Here is a 15,303-nt window from a genome sequence, read left to right as displayed (position 1 = left end):
CCGGGCGGGCTGCTCGTGAGCTTCATCGACTGGCGCCAGCTCCCGACGCTGACCGATGTCGTGCAGGCGGCCGGCTTGGTCCTGCGCGGCGTCGCGGTATGGGACAAGACGCCCGGCCGCACGCGGCCGCGGCGCGGCGGCTTCGCGCAACAGGCCGAATTCGTCGTATGGGCGAGCCGCGGCGCAATGCGCGACTGCGATGTGTATCTGCCGGGCGTGTTCCCGTGCCGCTTGCCGGTGCCGAAGCAACACGTCACCGAGAAGCCGCTCGATATAGCGCGCGAAGTCGTGCGGCTCGTGCCGGCCGGCGGCGTCGTGTGCGATCTGTTTGCCGGATCGGGGACGTTTCTCGCCGCGGCGCGGGAGGCGGGTTGCACTGGATCGGATGCGAGACGAATGGGGCGTATCACGCGGTCGCATCGGCCCGGCTCGACGCTACGACGGATGACTCAGGGGGCAGGCAGCGCAGTAGTTAAATGAAACGATTCGGCGGATTATTGAATGATGTGATTCAACCTCAATTTAAATAGGGGTGGAAAAATATTAATTCCTATCTCCTATAATAACGTCGGTACTTGAGGGTCGTTAATGCGCGGGACGGGGTCATTGCTGGCGGGGTAATTAAAAATATAAATTTCAGCTACGGATCGAGCTCGATTTAATCGGCCTCGATGCGAAATTTAATTAATTATTTCGCTAAAAATAAAGTGTCCCCATAAAATAGACGGAGCATGATGATGAAGCCACTCGTGACGAGGACGCCGCGGCGTATCCAACTAGACCATCCATCGCTGGCGAAGTTAGACGTTTCCACATCGCCACCGCCAGCCAACTCGATTACTTCTCAACTCTGGGAAGCATGCTATAGCTTGGCACAAGATGCCCTTAACTCGCCTTACATTCAAGGCATTGCTAACGGTACCTTGCCTCCCTGCAATTACGGGCAATACACAGTGCAGGACGCAGCATACTGCGTTCGGGCAGAGCAAGATTATCGTCTGGTTGAGGCGCGCGCGAAAAAACATCATGAAGACATGCTGGCAGCTTTTGCACAGGCTCGCTATGAAGGTTATCTGTCTTACACCGACTCCATCATGAAGTCGTGGCACATCAAAGACATCCTGGCGATTAATCCGAACGATGCAGTAAAAGCTTATGTTGCCCATGAACACTATGTAGCCGAATTCATGGAGCCGATCTATGGCGTCGTCGCAATGATCCCCTGTGATCATCTCTGGTCATGGCTTGCGGAGACGCTTTCGCCAGATAACGTCCCGAACAACCTTTACGACTTTTGGATAAGCGATAACCAAGATTGGAGTGGCACTTATCGCCTAGAAAATTTTGTCAACAGTTGGTTTGCAGCGCATCCTAAGCAATATGAATGGGAGTCGGCCTTGAAAGCCTACAGGGGGAGCATGCTTGGCGAGGTTGGCGACTTTCGCGCAGCCTTGGAATGATTGTCCAGTTCCATAACATACAGCCGAGGGCCGCATACGATGCCGATCGAATGTGGCCTCTTGCGCGATCGCATCGACGCGGTTCAAGGCCGCGGTGAACGGTTCAGCGGTTCAGGTGACGTAATAGCCGATCGCGCACGAGCTCACGATCCGCATCCGCGAAACCGAGCACGACGCGAACCGGATACTGCGCGAGCGGGCCGCCCGGCTCGACGGGCGCTTTCTGGCCCTCCTGGTGGACACGTGCGATGCGCGAGAGCCGTTCGTCAAAGCCGATCGCCAGGCCCATGTTGTCGACATCGATGCGCAGATAGCGCGCGGTGCGCAGCTTCCGGAACATCGCCTCGCGCTTCACACGGCCGGCCTTCTCGCGCAAGTGCTTGCCGCCTGCCTTCACCTTCCGCGGCGCATAAGCGGACCCGTCCGGATTCCGCTGCGCGGCCACGCGCGATTGCTGCGCGCGCCGCAGATCGCGGCCAAGCTCGCGCAGCAGTTGACGGCGGGCCGCCGGCGACAGCTTCGCGAGCAGCCCACCCGCCCACCGTTCGAGCGCCTGAAGATCGTCCGTCACGAGAGCCACTCGTCGGCTGCGTCGTCGATGTGCTCGACCGTCCGGTTGCCGGCTTCATCGGTTCCGACCACGACGCTTTCCGACAGCTTCATTTTGAGCCCGAGGTCGACGGCGTTGTTTGACAGGATGTCGGCGACGAACGTCATGCAGTTGCGGCGCTCGTCCCGATTCGTCACGAGGTCCGGCTGATTCGCGCGCGCCCATTCGACAACGGCGATCATCACGTCATCCGGGTTGCCGATGAAGTCGCGAATGATGATCTCGCACTCGTATTCATAGTCGAACGACGCCGTGCGCGTGCCCGTCGCCTCGATCCGGCCTTCGTTGACGAACACGAGCAACTGGTCCGGCGAGGCGTTGAGCTGCGGCAACGCGGCGACGAGCGCCGCGCGCAGGCTGTTCGGCTTATTCATGGCCGTCCGCCCGCCGCACGCGCGCCTGACACGTCGCGATCATGTCGACTTCGGACGCGCAGCGCGCCCACGCCGCGCGCGCGACGTGCAACGCGTCGCTCAGCTCACCGTTGGTGCGCGGCGCCATCGCCGGCATCGTGCACGGCGTCACCGCCGCGCATTCGTTGAGCGTAATCGTCGGCGCCATTGAGGGCGGGGCTTGCGTGCAGGCGCACAACGTCGTCAGGCAGAGCGCCAGCAGCCCAGGCGCGCACGGCGGTGTTTTCATCGATCAGTCTCCGCAGTTCGTTTCGATAGGTCGCGAGCGTCGCGTCGACGCCGGCGCGCGCGCGATCGAGCTGCGCGCGCTGCGCATCTTTCGCCTTGGCATCGGCCAACAGACGCTCGATGACGGCAGCGCTCGCCTGCGCCTCGTGTTTCGCGCGGCGCGCGTCGTCGGTCGCCCGGTCGAGCTGCGCGCGCAGCGCGCGGCCGTGCTGGCAACTCGCGACCAACGCAATCAGCGCGATCAGCGCCAGCCACGGCGTCAGGCGGGCGAAGCTCATGCGGCCGCCTTGCCCGCGCCGGCGTACTTCGCATACGCGCGGTCGAGCTTCACGTCATACAGGTTGATCGCGAATTCCGGGCCGTTGTAGCCTTCCGCGAACGCCGCCCACTTCCGGGCACGAAGCGCGACCAACAGTTTCTTGTCGGCCGCGACGTACCGCACGAACGCGTCGAGGTGCTCGGCTTCGCCCAGCTCCATACGGGACACGAATTCGTCGACGCTCGCGTAACCCAGGCGTTTCCAGTGATACGCCATGATCTGGAACGCGCCCCAGCTCGCGGACTCGTAAGCGGATGTCGCGTCGATCCGCGCCGCGGTGTCGAGCCGCACGTATTCGGCGGCGCCGCCCTGGTAGCCGCCGCGCTTCGGGTTGACGACGCCCGGCCATCGTGCGGCGGCAGCGTCCGCCGCTTCCCTGCCGACATTCGCGACGAGCCGCTGATACATGACATGCCGCTCGAACAGGATCTTCGGCCGGCCGTCGTCCAGAAAGCCCACGCCGCGGGACTCAACTTCGTTGACAGCCCGCACGCACGCGACGGATACGCCGAGCGTCGCGGCCGCGCGCGCGAGGTCGGCGTCCGTCAGGTGCTTGGGGTCGCGCTGCCCGCTGGCGAGCACCCGGTACGTCTTCGGGCCGGCGATGCCGTCGACGACGAGGCCCGCGGCCGCCTGCAACGTCTGGACGGCTCGCTCGGTCTGTTCGTCGTAAAGGTGCGACACGTCGACCGGGTAGCCGGCGCGCACGAGGCGCTGCTGCAGCAGCCCGACTTCCGCGCCGTGATCGTTGAATCGAAGGATGTTCACGCTTCGTCACTCCGTAGAAGGCGCGCGACGTTGCCGCGCGCGAGGTACACCAACACGGCGAGCAGAACCGCGAGCGCCGCGTGAAAGAAGCCGGTCGGCTTCGGATGAAACAGCAGCTCGATCGCCGAGCCGCCGGAAATCGCGACGATCACCCAGGCTGCCCACGCGACGTGGAAGCGATGCCGCGCGCCGTTCTTGCGGTAGGTCAGCACGCGCACGATGACGGCCAGGTGCGCGGCGAGCGCGACGAGTGCGGACGAGACATGCACGTCAGTCTCCCTTGCGAAACAGCGCGAACAGGTCCATGCCCTTCACGCGCTCGATCAGCGTCAGCGTGACCGCGATCACGAGCGCGGCCGCGAAGAACGCGGCGACGCCCGTCGAGCGGATCGGCACGGCGTGAATGATTTCGGGCGCGGCGAGGTAGCCCATCACGAGCGAGATGAGCATGTACGCGGCGCGCTTCGCGAGGCCGAGGTCTTTCGACGTGACGACGACGAGCGCCGCGCCCGCGAACGCGCCAATCAGCGCGTCGCCGTCGACGCCCGGCGCGATGCCGGCGAGGCCGACCGCGGCGAACAGCGCCGCAGCCGAGGTGGTGTTCGGTTCAGCCATTCATTCGGCTCCGGTCAGTCAAACAGTTGCAATAGCGGCGTGGTCGTCTCGATCGCGCTGCGCTCGGGCATCTCCACGACGGTTCCCATTGGCAGCACCACGCCGAGTTCGGCGAGGCCGGGGTTCGCTTCGAGCACGGCTTCGACCGTGCCCGCCGTGCTGCCGTAGTGCCGCCAGCACAGCGCGTCGAGCGTCTCGCCTTGCAGCGCTGAAATCTTCATTCGCCGAGCGCCTGCCCGTCGCGATCGAACAGGCCGAGCACGCGCGGCTTGAGTCGGGCTCGCCGGCGCGCGAGCACGGCGGCTCGTATTGCGGCCTCCGCGCCGGTGTGATCCGAGCAATAGGCAATCTCCAGCCAGAACAGGCCAGCGACGCGCTGCTGCACCTGGCACGCGCCGGCGCAGAACAGCTTTCCGCCGCGCACGCGGGATTGCGCGAACTGACGAATGCGGTACAGGGGGCGGGCCATCAGATCAGTTCCACCGTCGAGCGCGCCAGGCCAAGAATGTCGCTGATCGCCCATCGCGCAGCGCGGCGTGCGTCGTCGACCGTCGCAGCCAGATCGGCCGCGACCTGGCCGCCGCTCTTCGTCGTGTCGTAGCCGCGGTACTTCTCGGTCACGTCCGCGAGCGTCAGGTGGTACACCGCGCGCCGGTAGCGGGCCACGTGTGCCGATTCGCCATCGATGCGCGGCGCCGGCACGTCGGCGAGCGTCGCCGCACCCGCCGCGCGCTGCCGTGCGCGCCACGCGGCGAGCTCGTCGTTCACGGTCAGCAGCGCGTCGCGCGCGGCGTGCCGCAGCCGCTCGGCCGTCACGGTGCCGTCCAGGCGCATCGCGTCGCGCAGCGCGGACAGATCGATGTCCGGGAAGAAGCCGTCGTTCGTCAACGTGCCTTCGATCGGCGTCGCCGCGACGGCGGGCGCGGCGGTGGCAACAAAGCTGTTCATGGTCGGTTCACAATGAGGTGGCGGTGGACCGGCGCACCAGGTCCGTGACCGTCAGGCGTAGGGCCTGGGCGCCGGTGCCGCCATGCCGAGGTGGGCTCTTTACGTGCCGTCGGCGCCGTCGCCCCGACGGCCCGCAGCTTCGACCTGCTTCGTCAGCCGGTCGATGTCCTTTTTCACGCCGACGCGATCGTTCAGCGCGACCGCGCGGCGCAGATAGTCGAGCGCGCGCGCCGGCGCGGCGGCCTGCGTCGCGTAGCCGAGCGCCTTGTACAGCTTCGCGCGCACCTGGTCGTGCATGTCGGCCGCGCGCGTCAGATCGTCGACGAGCTCGAGGCTCGCCGCGTCGAACGTCTCGCCGTCGAGGAACGACGACAGCGCGGCGTCGGCGAACTGCTCGGCGACGAGCGACGCGAGCGAACGCTCGAACTGGTCGGGCAGCGTCAGGCCGTGCGCGAGCGCGTAGGCCGCGATCGCGAGCGCGCCGTCGAAGTCGCCGGCGTCGATGCGCCAGACCATGACCGTCACGAGCACGTCGTCCTGCGCGCCGCGGCCGCCGCTCAACACGCCCGCCACGTAGTCGGCGTAGTCCGGCAGCAGCTTGCGTTTCAGCTCGATCTTCCGCTCGATCGACTGAATGCCCTTGAGCGCGCGGCGGTCGGCCGCGAGCTTCGCGAGCATCAGCTCATAGGCGGTCGCGCCCTTCATCGTCGCGCCGGGCGACGCGGCCGCCGCCGCGCGCGCGGCCGAGACGCGATTGAAGTGTGCGCGGGCGGGCGTGTTGATCGTCATGCCGCCGCCAGTTCGATGTTTTCGGCCACGCAGCCGCAACCGAAGTCTTCGACCACGTAGGCGTCGTTCGACGATTCGTAGTTCTCGATGCGGTCGCGTTCCGGCACTTCCTTCAGCGTGCGCCGGCGCGCGCCTTCCTGGTAGTAGATCGACAGATTCGACAGCTTCGTGACCATCAGCGCGCGCTTTGGGAAGAACGGCACGCGCACGGCCGGCAGATTGCCGATGCGCTTCTGGCTCACGATCAGATCGGCCGCGAGCTGCTCGGTCGGCGCCTGCGTCGCGTTGACGATCGGGAAATACTTGTCGTGCAGCAGCTCGCGGCCGCAGATCACGACGAGGCCCGTGTCTTCCTGGAACCACGGGTCGATCATCGACGAAACGATGTCCATCACGAGCGCGTCGAGGTTCTCGTAATCGCCCGCCTTGCCGACGAGCACCTTGCCGGCCTGCTTCGCGCCTTCGTGCAGCACGCGCTGCGCCGCGCGCTCGCGGTACTGTTGCAGCCAGCCGATGTTCACGTCCTGCAACAGCGGGTTCGCCTGGCGGTCAGTCGTCGCGGCCGCCTTCACGCCGTTCCAGCCGATCATGATGCGATCGACCGCCCCCTGGTTGAGGATCACGTCGCGGATGCGCTGTTGGAAGTCGGCGAACTTCGCCCACATGTCGAGCTTGCGATACGGAATCGCCGTGTCGTAGTCGGTCTTCTCGCAGCGGTAGCGGTTGCTGTCGAGCGCCGTCGGGTCGATCGGTTGACGCGCGGCCTTCGTGGTGTCGGTGCGGCTCGCGATCGGGCCGGACACGGACAGGCCGAGCTTTTCGCCTTCGAGCTCGGTCACGGGCAGCACGTTGATGCGCTTGAGAAACTCGCTCGATTCCTGCATCTTCGTTTCGAGCCGCTGTTGCACGGTCGGCTCGACCGCGAACTTCGCCGACACGTCGGCCGTGTCGTTCAGCTTGGCGATTTGCGCGGCGAACTTTTCATACGCTTTGCGCGTTTCCTTCCTCATCGGGAAATTCTCCTGTGTGGTGTGCGGGATGGGTCAGCAGTCGGTCAGCAGTCGGTCACGAGCTCGCCCGTCGAGCCGGTCGACGGCGGGCGCTGCGGCGCGCCGTTGCCGGTGTTCGACAGTTTCTCGGTGAGCGCTTCGACGGCGGCGAACGCTTCGTCAGCGCGCTTCTTCGCGTCGGCGGCCGCGCTCGTGGCGCTCGTGACAGCCGCGCTCAGCGTCGCGACTTCGCGGCCCGTGTGGTGCGCATGGGTGGCGACCCGTTCGACCGCTTCGCGCACGTCGGCGAAGCGCTCGTCGTCGTTCTCGCGATTGCGGGCGAACAGGCCCTTCACCCATTCCTTGAGGCCGGCCGTTTCGGTCGCGCCTTCGAATTCGATCGCCGTCTCGCACGCCGGCGAATAGAGGTTGTTCGAGCGCTTCGCGGCGAATTGCAGCGCTTCGGTGCCGAGGCTCGCCGGGTCGTCGGTCGCGGCGAGCCCGACGAGATACGCCTCGCCGATGTCGGCGAAGTCGGGGTTGATTTCGATCGACGTAAAAATCTTCTGGCGCTTCTTCGACAGCGCGACGAGCTCGTCGGTCGGATCGATCTGCGCAAACAGCGCCATCTTCCCTTTCAGCGGGCCGTCTTCGATTTCGGCCGCCTTCAGCGCGATCACGTCGCCGTATGCACCGAACGGGTTGTTCGCCGAGAGCGGCGCCCAGCCCTTCAGGTGTTCGAGGTTGACGCGCGCGCCGTACAGCTTCGGGTCGTAGTGCTTCGCCATCTGCGTGAGCCATTCACGCTTGATCTCGCGACCGTCGACGGTCGCGCCTTCCACTGCGACGCGGAAGAATTTGGTTTTGCTTGCCATAGAGAGGGTCGAACGTGGTTGAGTGAGCGTGCTTCTCATGTTCGGCGTTCATGCGCTACGGCTCAACGAGCGGCGTTTGTGGGTCACGCGGGTACAGCGCGCTGCGCGTGCTCGCGCGCACGCGGCGGCCTACGCTTGGCCGCATGCTTGAAACTACGGACCCTCATCAGCTCGAAAACGACGTGCGCAAGGTCGCGCGCACGCTCTATTGGCAAGGCTGGCGCATCGCGTCGATCGCTCGCCATCTCGACATCAAGCCCGCGACCGTCGCGTCGTGGTGCCGCCGCGAAAAGTGGAAAGACGCAACGCCCGTCGAGCGCATCGAGGCATCGCTCGAAGTGCGCATGATGGTGTTGATCGCGAAGGAGAAGAAGGACGGCGCGGACTACAAGGAAATCGACCTGCTCGGCCGCCAAGTCGAGCGGCTCGCGCGCGTGCGCAAGTACGACGAGACGGGGAAGGAATCGGACCTGAATCCGAAGATTGCGTCGCGCAACGCCGGCCCGAAACGCCGTGCGCCCCGTAACGAAATCAGCGACGAACAGCACAAGCGCATCATCGAAGCGTTCCGCGATTCGCTGTTCGACTATCAGAAAGTCTGGTATCGGAACGGCGATCAGCGCACGCGCAACATCCTGAAATCGCGGCAGATCGGTGCGACGTGGTACTTCGCGCGCGAGGCGCTCGTCGACGCGCTCGACACCGACCGTAATCAAATCTTCCTGTCGGCGAGCAAGGCTCAGGCGCACGTCTTCAAGCAGTACATCACGCAGTTCGCGCGCGCGGCGGCCGACATCGAGCTCACGGGCGATCCGATCATCTTGCCGAGCGGCGCGACGCTGTACTTCCTGGGGACGAACGCGCGCACCGCGCAGTCGTACCACGGCAACTTCTACTTCGACGAATACTTTTGGGTTCCGAAGTTCCGCGAGCTGAACAAGGTCGCCTCCGGCATGGCGATGCACAAGCGCTGGCGCAAGACTTACTTCAGCACGCCGTCCAGCGTCACGCACGAGGCGTACGCGTTCTGGAGCGGCGCGCACGCGAACCGCGGCCGCGCCGCGGGCGAGCGCATCCAGATCGACACGAGCCACGAGGCGCTCGTGCGCGGCATGTTGTGCGGGGACGCGCAGTGGCGGCAGATCGTGACCGTGCTCGACGCGATGGCGGGCGGCTGCAACCTGTTCGACATCGACGAGCTGCGCCGCGAATACAGCGCCGAGGAATTCGCGAACCTGCTGATGTGCCACTTCATCGACGATTCGCTGTCGGTGTTCAAGCTGTCGGACCTGCAACGCTGCATGGTCGACTCGTGGGAGGAATGGGCGGACGACTTCTCGCCGCTGCTGCTGCGGCCGTTCGGCTATCGCGAGGTGTGGGTCGGCTACGATCCGGCGCTCACGGGCGACTCGGCGGGCCTCGTCGTCGTGGCGCCGCCGCGCGTCGACGGCGGCGCCTTCCGCGTGCTCGAACGTCACCAGTTCCGCGGCAACGACTTTGAGGAACAGGCCGCGGCGATCGAGGCGATCACGCAGCGCTACAACGTCGGCTACATCGCGATCGACACCACGGGCATGGGGCAAGGCGTCTACCAGCTCGTGCGCAAGTTCTTCCCGGCCGCCGTCGCGCTGAACTACTCGCCCGAGGTGAAAACCCGCCTCGTGCTCAAGGGCCAATCCGTCGTCCGGAACGGCCGGCTGCAATTCGACGCGGGCTGGACCGATCTGGCCGCCGCGTTCATGGCGATCAAACAGACGATGACGGCGAGCGGCCGTCAGGCGACCTACACCGCCGGCCGCACCGACGAGACGGGCCACGCCGACCTGGCGTGGGCGTGCCTGCACGCGATCGACCGCGAGCCGCTCGCCGGCGGCGGCATTCATTCATCTTCATTCACGGAGTTTTACGCATGAGCAAGCGCCGATCGCGCGCGCCACGCACGTTCGCGGCCGCGCCCAATCCGAGCGCCGGCAGCGCCGCGCCGGCGCGCGCCGAGGTCTTCACGTTCGACGATCCGACGCCCGTCATGAACCGGGCCGAGATTCTCGATTACGTCGAGTGCTGGTCGAACGGCGAATGGTTCGAGCCGCCGGTCAGCTTCGCCGGCTTGGCGAAATCGTTTCGCGCGAGCACGCACCATAGCTCGGCGCTGTTCTTCAAGGCGAACGTGCTGGCGTCGACGTTTCGCCCGCACCGCTGGCTGTCGCGGCACGCGTTCGAGCGGTGGGCGCTCGATTTCCTGACGTTCGGCAACGGCTATCTGGAACGCCGCCGCAACATGGTCGGCGGCACGCTGCGGCTCGAGCCCGCGCTCGCGAAGTACGTACGGCGCAAGGCCGATTTCAGCGGCTTCGTGTACGTGAACGGCTGGCAGGAGCGGCACGAGTTCGAGCCCGACAGCGTGTTCCAGCTCGTGCGGCCGGACATCAATCAGGAGGTCTATGGCCTGCCCGAGTATCTGAGCTCGCTGCACTCGGCGTGGCTGAACGAATCGTCGACGCTGTTCCGGCGCAAGTATTACGAGAACGGCAGCCACGCCGGCTTCATCCTGTACATGACCGACGCCGCGCAGAAGCAGGACGACGTGGACAACATGCGCGACGCGCTGAAGAACGCGAAGGGGCCGGGCAACTTTCGCAACGTGTTCATGTACGCGCCGGGCGGGAAGAAGGACGGCATCCAGCTCATTCCCGTGTCCGAGGTCGCCGCGAAGGACGAGTTCTTCAACATCAAGAACGTGACGCGCGATGACCTGCTCGCCGCACACCGCGTGCCGCCGCAGTTGCTCGGCATCGTGCCGAGCAATTCGGGCGGGTTCGGCACGCCGGATACCGCCGCGCGCGTGTTCGGGCGCAACGAAATCAGGCCGCTACAGGCGCGCTTCGCCGAGCTGAACGACTGGCTCGGCGACGAGGTCGTGACGTTCGACGATTACGAGATTCCGCCGGCGCCGGTCGCGGCGTAGCGCATTGAGCGGGACGCGTCCGCGCCCGCGAACGCTGCCTCACACGGATAAAAGTATGTACAAATATTCGTTGCGCCGGGATATTTTTGTACTTACAATAAAGCTCATGGAACTTGAATACGATCCGAACAAACGCGACAAGACACTGACCGAGCGGGGGCTGGATTTCGCGCGTGCAGTGGAGGTGTTCGCCGGGCACCACTTCACGTTGGAGGATACGCGGGAGGATTACGTTGAATCGCGCTACATCACGGTCGGCACGCTGGACGGCCGCATGATCGTGATGGTTTGGACGCCACGCGGCGAGGCTCGCCGCATTATCAGCATGAGGAAAGCAAATGACCGTGAGCAAGCGCGCTACGCACACAGATTGGGTTGATCCGGACGACGCGCCGGAGCTGACCGACGAATTTTTTGAGCGGGCGGACGAGTACGTCGGCGACCGCTTGGTCCGCCGTGGGCCGGGGCGGCCGCTCGGCAGTCACAAAACCGCGACGACGATTCGGCTCGACGATGACGTGCTCGACGCCTTCAAAGCGACCGGCCGAGGCTGGCAAACGCGGGTGAATGCCGTGTTGAAGGAGTGGCTCAAGACGCACAAACCAGCGTAACGAATCGCATCGGCCAAAGGCAGGGCCGCGCACCGGGCAACCGGGCGCGGCCCTTTTTTGCGTCTGGGGAACGCGAACCGCAGAGCGACTCGGTGGGACGGCGCGCGGCGTGTCCCGTCGCTGTCCCATCTGTGTCCCGACTAGCGTCCCGTTGTCCCATCTAGCGTCCCATCGTCCCGATTGCTGTTGCCGCGAGGCTGCGAAAGCGGTATGGGGCGATTCCGACGGCGCGATTAGAGGGCCTACAGCGGCTTGGCGCTGGCAGGGTGGCCGCGTTCCGGCCGCGCGCCGCGAGCGGCTCCACGAGGCCGTGACGCGGCCGCACGGGGTATTTGAGGGTCCGGCCCGCCTGCGCACCGACGGTCACTGCGGCGGCTTTTGCGCAGTCCCCTCCTCGCCTGCGGGCTTCGCTTGATAGGGTTGTTTTCGTGCGCATGGTCGCTTAGCCTGCGGCCGATTGTGGTGCGGGTTTCCAGCCGTATCTCAGTGCGCGGAAATCGTGCGTTTTGATGCGCGATGTTGCGGATCGGCTAAGCCTTAAAGGCGAAATCACCAATTGCATGCTGCGATAGCAAGTCAAACAAAGACATTGTGCTAACGCCGACCGCCGCGGCAGCATCCGGTAGCTTGATGGATTTGCGACTTTCCGGTGCAGGCTGTTCATTCGTCACGATCACGTATCCAGGATTGTGAGCCGCGAACGCGATCAGCCATGCATCGGCCGACTTTACGTCCAGAAACTTGTCCTGCGCGGCAGCTTGAAACGGCGGCACGTGCTCGATCGCCCAGGTAGCTAATTTTTGCCACTTAGGGGCACTCGGGACGCTGTTTAGGAAAAAGCCGTCCAACGCTGGCTGGGATGCCCACCCACGAAGCGGATCGTCTTCTTTTCCATTCAGCAATTCATCCCGCACTTTATCGATACTATACACAGTGCCATGTTGGAATCCGTGCGCCACCCACATCCAGAAATTTGTGCAAAAATTTGGATTGTAGTGCAGGTTTTTCGCAGTAATCAGGACGTCAGAATCAAGCAGGAAGCGCACGCTGCTTCTCATAGAAAGTAACGACGTTATTGGGATTTGTATTTAATAGCTGACCTGCCTCACGCAAACTGATGTTACCCGAGGTTGCCAGCGACGCGACGCGCCTCGCCAATTTCCTGCTATTTCGCACCGCAAGTGTCGCGTAAAAATTTCCACCGCCCGTGTCGTCCACCTTCGCCGCCGATTTTTGCGAGATCAGATAGATTTCACGGTATAACGACTCACTAATATAATTGAAGTCTAATGCGCGTCGCGCCAAGACGAGCAAGCTTACCTTGAATTGACGACGCAATTCGTTAAGCCGTGCCTTAGAAGCACCCCGCGCCTGCGCCCACATCGAGGTAAAGTCCGCCGAGGGCACAAGTACTTCGGCAGCTACCGCGTTGCAAAATCTTTCGTCCCCGTTATGCGACACCGTATCTGCGTCCGAAACGCCGATATCTCCCTGCCAGATATGAGCGATCTCGTGTATGAGTGTAAACATCCAGGCTGCGGGAGCATCACGGCCATTAATAAATACGACTGGCGCAATTGGGTCGCTGATCGCGAAGCCACGAAATTCCGAAACAGATAGCGGCCGGGACGTGTTGTTTCCCACGATCCCATTTTTAAATACAAGTATGCCGATTGCCTCTGTCTGCGCGGACAAGTAACTGAATAGCTCTTCGGCAGTTCTGCTTTTTCCCATCGCAACGGTATCCAAGCGAAGCGCGGCGCGGATTTGCGCGGCAACTTGCGCGGAATCAAGAGATTGCCTGCGTCCTCGACCAACAAATTCCAGCGGCTCGGCCCCTTCTCTTTCGAGGAAATCCTTGTACCAAACCTGCTTGAATTTCACATCGTCGTACACTTCGAAGAAATCACGCGACAAAGGCGCCGACAACGAGTCGATCGTGCGGAAATCTACGAGCTCTGGACGAACCCGCGGCGCAGGGGGAGCTTTTAAGAATAGATAGCCAAACGGCACCTTTGCTGCGGACGCAAACTTAATTGCCTGAGAAGTTGTAAGCGTTCCCGCGATGATCTTTTCCGGGGTGCGTCTCGAGATCGTCCGCGCGATGTCTTCCAGCGAGCCCCCGGTTTGACTGGCGGCCCAATCTAGGACTTCGGGAGAAAGGCTCAGAATGTCAGTCATGTGAATTGCGTTGTTCGCCTAGGGCGAGGATTCACGAGCAGAGCGCCGCCCGTAGGCCCGATAGGTATTTCTTACCTTTCGAAGCCGTGGGCTGGTGCAATCAGGCTCTCTGCCCCTTTCTCAGACGAGGTAACGATCTCTCTCATACACCAGCATAGGCGGAAATGTACCAGATCTCACCAATCATCAAGCTGCCTCTGACACCTCGATCATCCTGACGTTTCCCCTAACTGACCTACTGTCGTCGGTCACTATCGGTGTAGCCTAGCGGTCACGGGCCGTATGACATTTCGATCGATTGAGGTCAGCATTCGATAGAAGCGGGGGCGAGATGATCCGGTACTTGTCCGACACGGACGTTCTTTACATTCATGAGGTTCTTGCGATCGTCTTCAGGGAGGACGGTGATCCCATTGAGCCGTCCGGGCCTCGTGACCCCGAGGCTAGTCTTGTCTCGTCGGCCGCGGGTCGCCCACGAGTTTCGCTTGGAGGAGTCGAAAAGTATCGTACCGTCGAGGCGAAGGCAGCCGCGTTGTTTCATTCCCTCGTACAGAATCACGCCTTCCATAATGGGAACAAGCGCACAGCGTTGGTGTCGATGGTGCGGTTTCTTGATATGAACGAGCGACGCATCGAGGCAACAGACCACGATCTTTTTAAGTTGGTCACGAGCATCGCGAAAGGCCAATTACCTGACGTTGATGGACGACAAGAGCCCGACGAGCTTGTTGCGGGCATCGAAGAATGGTTGAAGCATCGATGCAAGAAGGTTGAGCGCGCCAACGGCGAAGTCCGCGTAGCAGCCTTTCTCGAAAAAATTAAGGAAGCCGGCGGGCGCGTAAAGAGCAGCGCGGACAGAAGTGCGTGGATTCTCCACGGTCCCGTGCCGGGCGGAAAGAGCGTTCGAATTTCGAAGAGCACAGGCCGACTTGCCGGCATGGTAGCTCGTGTGTATGCAAAAAAGATTGGGTTTACTGATGGACAGTCGGGGATTTCTTTCGACGACCTTTCCGCTGGGGTGCAGCCGGAACAGCGGATTATCGGTGACCTGATAGAAGTGCTACGAATGCTCGCGCACACCTAGATTTTTGAAAAATCGACGTCTCGCGAGACCGCGTCAGGCCCCGATCCGGACTTGCGCTGTACAGTGAAAATACAGTTTGGATGAGCTGGGATGGCCTTGATTGCCCTTGATTAGCCTTGGTTTTGCAAATTGCGAGTTGCGCAAGGCATTGATTTTTAACGGATTGTGGTGTGCCGGTAAAGCTCCGAAGGCGGTGCTTGAGGGCTACATGTCCACGCTCAATTCTGCCGCATGGCGCGCGTGAGCGATCCGGCATCCCGTTCAGCGTCGCGCGGGGGCTTGCTGGCGGATGCCGCGTGTGCCGAGGATGAACCGGGCTGTGCCCGGAATGTGCCAAGTTGTGTAATACTTCAGGCTGCTTTTCGCTTCTTGGGCGGCCGCGATGCCTTGCCAGACGGGGCGCTGGTGTCGGCGGTACGTTTTGAAAATCCGCGTGTCGGTGGTTCGA

The 15,303-nt window shown here is 63.1% G+C and carries 20 protein-coding genes and 2 pseudogenes; 7 read left to right on the top strand and 15 right to left on the bottom strand.

Annotated elements, in window-relative coordinates:
• Together WT16_RS08100 and WT16_RS30565 are read left to right on the top strand one after the other, a co-directional pair.
• Positions 1-476: pseudogene (locus WT16_RS08100) on the top strand (DNA methyltransferase); the annotation flags it as partial.
• A 261-nt stretch (positions 477-737) separates the two neighbouring features.
• Complete coding sequence (locus WT16_RS30565; protein WP_231892035.1) at positions 738-1,460, top strand: hypothetical protein; 723 nt, start codon at positions 738-740, stop codon at positions 1,458-1,460.
• A 103-nt stretch (positions 1,461-1,563) separates the two neighbouring features.
• Here the strand turns inward: WT16_RS30565 and WT16_RS08090 are convergent, their stop codons facing one another.
• The 13 genes and pseudogenes from WT16_RS08090 to WT16_RS08030 form a co-directional block, all read right to left on the bottom strand.
• A complete protein-coding gene (locus tag WT16_RS08090; RefSeq protein ID WP_082874748.1) occupies positions 1,564-2,031 on the bottom strand; it encodes a phage virion morphogenesis protein in 468 nt (155 codons plus the stop codon).
• On the bottom strand, positions 2,028-2,444 hold the full coding sequence (locus WT16_RS08085; protein ID WP_063533035.1) for a phage tail protein: 417 nt from the start codon (positions 2,442-2,444) through the stop codon (positions 2,028-2,030). The genes WT16_RS08090 and WT16_RS08085 overlap by 4 nt, the downstream gene beginning before the upstream one ends.
• A complete protein-coding gene (lysC, locus tag WT16_RS34815; protein WP_231892034.1) occupies positions 2,437-2,712 on the bottom strand; it encodes an Rz1-like lysis system protein LysC in 276 nt (91 codons plus the stop codon). The genes WT16_RS08085 and lysC overlap by 8 nt, the downstream gene beginning before the upstream one ends.
• Positions 2,633-2,989 (bottom strand): annotated as a pseudogene (gene lysB, locus WT16_RS08075) (Rz-like lysis system protein LysB); the annotation flags it as partial. The gene lysC and the pseudogene lysB, both read right to left, overlap by 80 nt.
• The gene (locus WT16_RS08070) at positions 2,986-3,798 is read right to left on the bottom strand and encodes an N-acetylmuramidase family protein (RefSeq protein ID WP_063533033.1); all 813 of its coding nucleotides are present in this window, start codon (positions 3,796-3,798) and stop codon (positions 2,986-2,988) included. The gene WT16_RS08070 and the pseudogene lysB, both read right to left, overlap by 4 nt.
• Positions 3,795-4,067: a phage holin family protein gene (locus tag WT16_RS08065; RefSeq protein WP_004524440.1), complete on the bottom strand. Its 273-nt coding sequence runs from the start codon at positions 4,065-4,067 to the stop codon at positions 3,795-3,797. The genes WT16_RS08070 and WT16_RS08065 overlap by 4 nt, the downstream gene beginning before the upstream one ends.
• 1 nt (position 4,068) lies before the next feature.
• On the bottom strand, positions 4,069-4,413 hold the full coding sequence (locus tag WT16_RS08060) for a putative holin (RefSeq protein ID WP_004553021.1): 345 nt from the start codon (positions 4,411-4,413) through the stop codon (positions 4,069-4,071).
• Between the two features lie 14 nt (positions 4,414-4,427).
• Positions 4,428-4,634, bottom strand: a complete 207-nt coding sequence (locus WT16_RS08055; protein ID WP_063533032.1) for a tail protein X — start codon at positions 4,632-4,634, stop codon at positions 4,428-4,430.
• Positions 4,631-4,882 (bottom strand): hypothetical protein, encoded by a 252-nt coding sequence (locus WT16_RS08050; RefSeq protein ID WP_063533031.1) that lies wholly within the window; start codon positions 4,880-4,882, stop codon positions 4,631-4,633. The genes WT16_RS08055 and WT16_RS08050 overlap by 4 nt, the downstream gene beginning before the upstream one ends.
• Positions 4,882-5,361: a head completion/stabilization protein gene (locus WT16_RS08045; protein WP_063533030.1), complete on the bottom strand. Its 480-nt coding sequence runs from the start codon at positions 5,359-5,361 to the stop codon at positions 4,882-4,884. Before WT16_RS08045 ends, WT16_RS08050 begins: the two co-directional genes overlap by 1 nt.
• A gap of 99 nt (positions 5,362-5,460) precedes the next feature.
• Positions 5,461-6,150: a terminase endonuclease subunit gene (locus tag WT16_RS08040; RefSeq protein WP_063533029.1), complete on the bottom strand. Its 690-nt coding sequence runs from the start codon at positions 6,148-6,150 to the stop codon at positions 5,461-5,463.
• Positions 6,147-7,160, bottom strand: a complete 1,014-nt coding sequence (locus WT16_RS08035) for a phage major capsid protein, P2 family (RefSeq protein WP_063533028.1) — start codon at positions 7,158-7,160, stop codon at positions 6,147-6,149. Before WT16_RS08035 ends, WT16_RS08040 begins: the two co-directional genes overlap by 4 nt.
• A gap of 44 nt (positions 7,161-7,204) precedes the next feature.
• Positions 7,205-8,014: a GPO family capsid scaffolding protein gene (locus WT16_RS08030; protein ID WP_063533027.1), complete on the bottom strand. Its 810-nt coding sequence runs from the start codon at positions 8,012-8,014 to the stop codon at positions 7,205-7,207.
• Between the two features lie 143 nt (positions 8,015-8,157).
• On the opposite strand from WT16_RS08030, the gene WT16_RS08025 reads away from it, so the two are divergent.
• From WT16_RS08025 to WT16_RS08010, 4 genes are all read left to right on the top strand, one after another.
• The gene (locus tag WT16_RS08025; protein WP_038765882.1) at positions 8,158-9,927 is read left to right on the top strand and encodes a terminase ATPase subunit family protein; all 1,770 of its coding nucleotides are present in this window, start codon (positions 8,158-8,160) and stop codon (positions 9,925-9,927) included.
• The gene (locus WT16_RS08020) at positions 9,924-10,979 is read left to right on the top strand and encodes a phage portal protein (RefSeq protein WP_015985030.1); all 1,056 of its coding nucleotides are present in this window, start codon (positions 9,924-9,926) and stop codon (positions 10,977-10,979) included. The genes WT16_RS08025 and WT16_RS08020 overlap by 4 nt, the downstream gene beginning before the upstream one ends.
• A 106-nt stretch (positions 10,980-11,085) precedes the next feature.
• Complete coding sequence (locus WT16_RS08015) at positions 11,086-11,358, top strand: BrnT family toxin (RefSeq protein WP_004524431.1); 273 nt, start codon at positions 11,086-11,088, stop codon at positions 11,356-11,358.
• Positions 11,318-11,590: a BrnA antitoxin family protein gene (locus WT16_RS08010; RefSeq protein ID WP_004524430.1), complete on the top strand. Its 273-nt coding sequence runs from the start codon at positions 11,318-11,320 to the stop codon at positions 11,588-11,590. Before WT16_RS08015 ends, WT16_RS08010 begins: the two co-directional genes overlap by 41 nt.
• Before the next feature lie 530 nt (positions 11,591-12,120).
• On the opposite strand, the gene WT16_RS08005 is transcribed toward WT16_RS08010, so the two are convergent.
• Both WT16_RS08005 and WT16_RS30560 read right to left on the bottom strand, forming a co-directional pair.
• Positions 12,121-12,636 carry a DUF4411 family protein gene (locus tag WT16_RS08005; protein WP_158510039.1) on the bottom strand — a complete coding sequence of 172 codons (516 nt, stop codon included), beginning with the start codon at positions 12,634-12,636 and terminating at the stop codon, positions 12,121-12,123.
• Entirely contained in the window at positions 12,620-13,771 is a 1,152-nt protein-coding gene (locus WT16_RS30560) for an ImmA/IrrE family metallo-endopeptidase (RefSeq protein ID WP_076823251.1), read from the bottom strand. The genes WT16_RS08005 and WT16_RS30560 overlap by 17 nt, the downstream gene beginning before the upstream one ends.
• 343 nt (positions 13,772-14,114) lie before the next feature.
• Here WT16_RS30560 and WT16_RS08000 point away from each other — a divergent pair, with 343 nt between their 5' ends.
• Positions 14,115-14,855, top strand: coding sequence for a type II toxin-antitoxin system death-on-curing family toxin (locus WT16_RS08000; protein ID WP_161935761.1), 741 nt, complete (start codon positions 14,115-14,117; stop codon positions 14,853-14,855).
• The last annotated feature ends 448 nt before the right edge of the window (positions 14,856-15,303 follow it).

It is taken from the genome of Burkholderia sp. MSMB1589WGS (assembly GCF_001636105.1).
Classification (GTDB): Bacteria; Pseudomonadota; Gammaproteobacteria; order Burkholderiales; family Burkholderiaceae; genus Burkholderia; species Burkholderia humptydooensis.
This window is presented reverse-complemented; position numbering and strand designations above follow the sequence as displayed.

Excerpts from the sequence above, each read along its gene's own strand:
- lysC (WP_231892034.1), bottom strand. The coding sequence starts at position 2,712 with ATGAAAACACCGCCGTGCGCGCCTGGGCTGCTGGCGCTCTGCCTGACG.
- WT16_RS30565 (WP_231892035.1), top strand. The coding sequence starts at position 738 with ATGAAGCCACTCGTGACGAGGACGCCGCGGCGTATCCAACTAGACCAT.
- WT16_RS08045 (WP_063533030.1), bottom strand. The coding sequence starts at position 5,361 with ATGAACAGCTTTGTTGCCACCGCCGCGCCCGCCGTCGCGGCGACGCCG.
- WT16_RS30560 (WP_076823251.1), bottom strand. The coding sequence starts at position 13,771 with ATGACTGACATTCTGAGCCTTTCTCCCGAAGTCCTAGATTGGGCCGCC.
- WT16_RS08050 (WP_063533031.1), bottom strand. The coding sequence starts at position 4,882 with ATGGCCCGCCCCCTGTACCGCATTCGTCAGTTCGCGCAATCCCGCGTG.
- WT16_RS08020 (WP_015985030.1), top strand. The coding sequence starts at position 9,924 with ATGAGCAAGCGCCGATCGCGCGCGCCACGCACGTTCGCGGCCGCGCCC.
- WT16_RS08060 (WP_004553021.1), bottom strand. The coding sequence starts at position 4,413 with ATGGCTGAACCGAACACCACCTCGGCTGCGGCGCTGTTCGCCGCGGTC.
- WT16_RS08085 (WP_063533035.1), bottom strand. The coding sequence starts at position 2,444 with ATGAATAAGCCGAACAGCCTGCGCGCGGCGCTCGTCGCCGCGTTGCCG.
- WT16_RS08010 (WP_004524430.1), top strand. The coding sequence starts at position 11,318 with ATGACCGTGAGCAAGCGCGCTACGCACACAGATTGGGTTGATCCGGAC.
- WT16_RS08055 (WP_063533032.1), bottom strand. The coding sequence starts at position 4,634 with ATGAAGATTTCAGCGCTGCAAGGCGAGACGCTCGACGCGCTGTGCTGG.
- WT16_RS08040 (WP_063533029.1), bottom strand. The coding sequence starts at position 6,150 with ATGACGATCAACACGCCCGCCCGCGCACACTTCAATCGCGTCTCGGCC.
- WT16_RS08035 (WP_063533028.1), bottom strand. The coding sequence starts at position 7,160 with ATGAGGAAGGAAACGCGCAAAGCGTATGAAAAGTTCGCCGCGCAAATC.
- WT16_RS08030 (WP_063533027.1), bottom strand. The coding sequence starts at position 8,014 with ATGGCAAGCAAAACCAAATTCTTCCGCGTCGCAGTGGAAGGCGCGACC.
- WT16_RS08025 (WP_038765882.1), top strand. The coding sequence starts at position 8,158 with ATGCTTGAAACTACGGACCCTCATCAGCTCGAAAACGACGTGCGCAAG.
- WT16_RS08015 (WP_004524431.1), top strand. The coding sequence starts at position 11,086 with ATGGAACTTGAATACGATCCGAACAAACGCGACAAGACACTGACCGAG.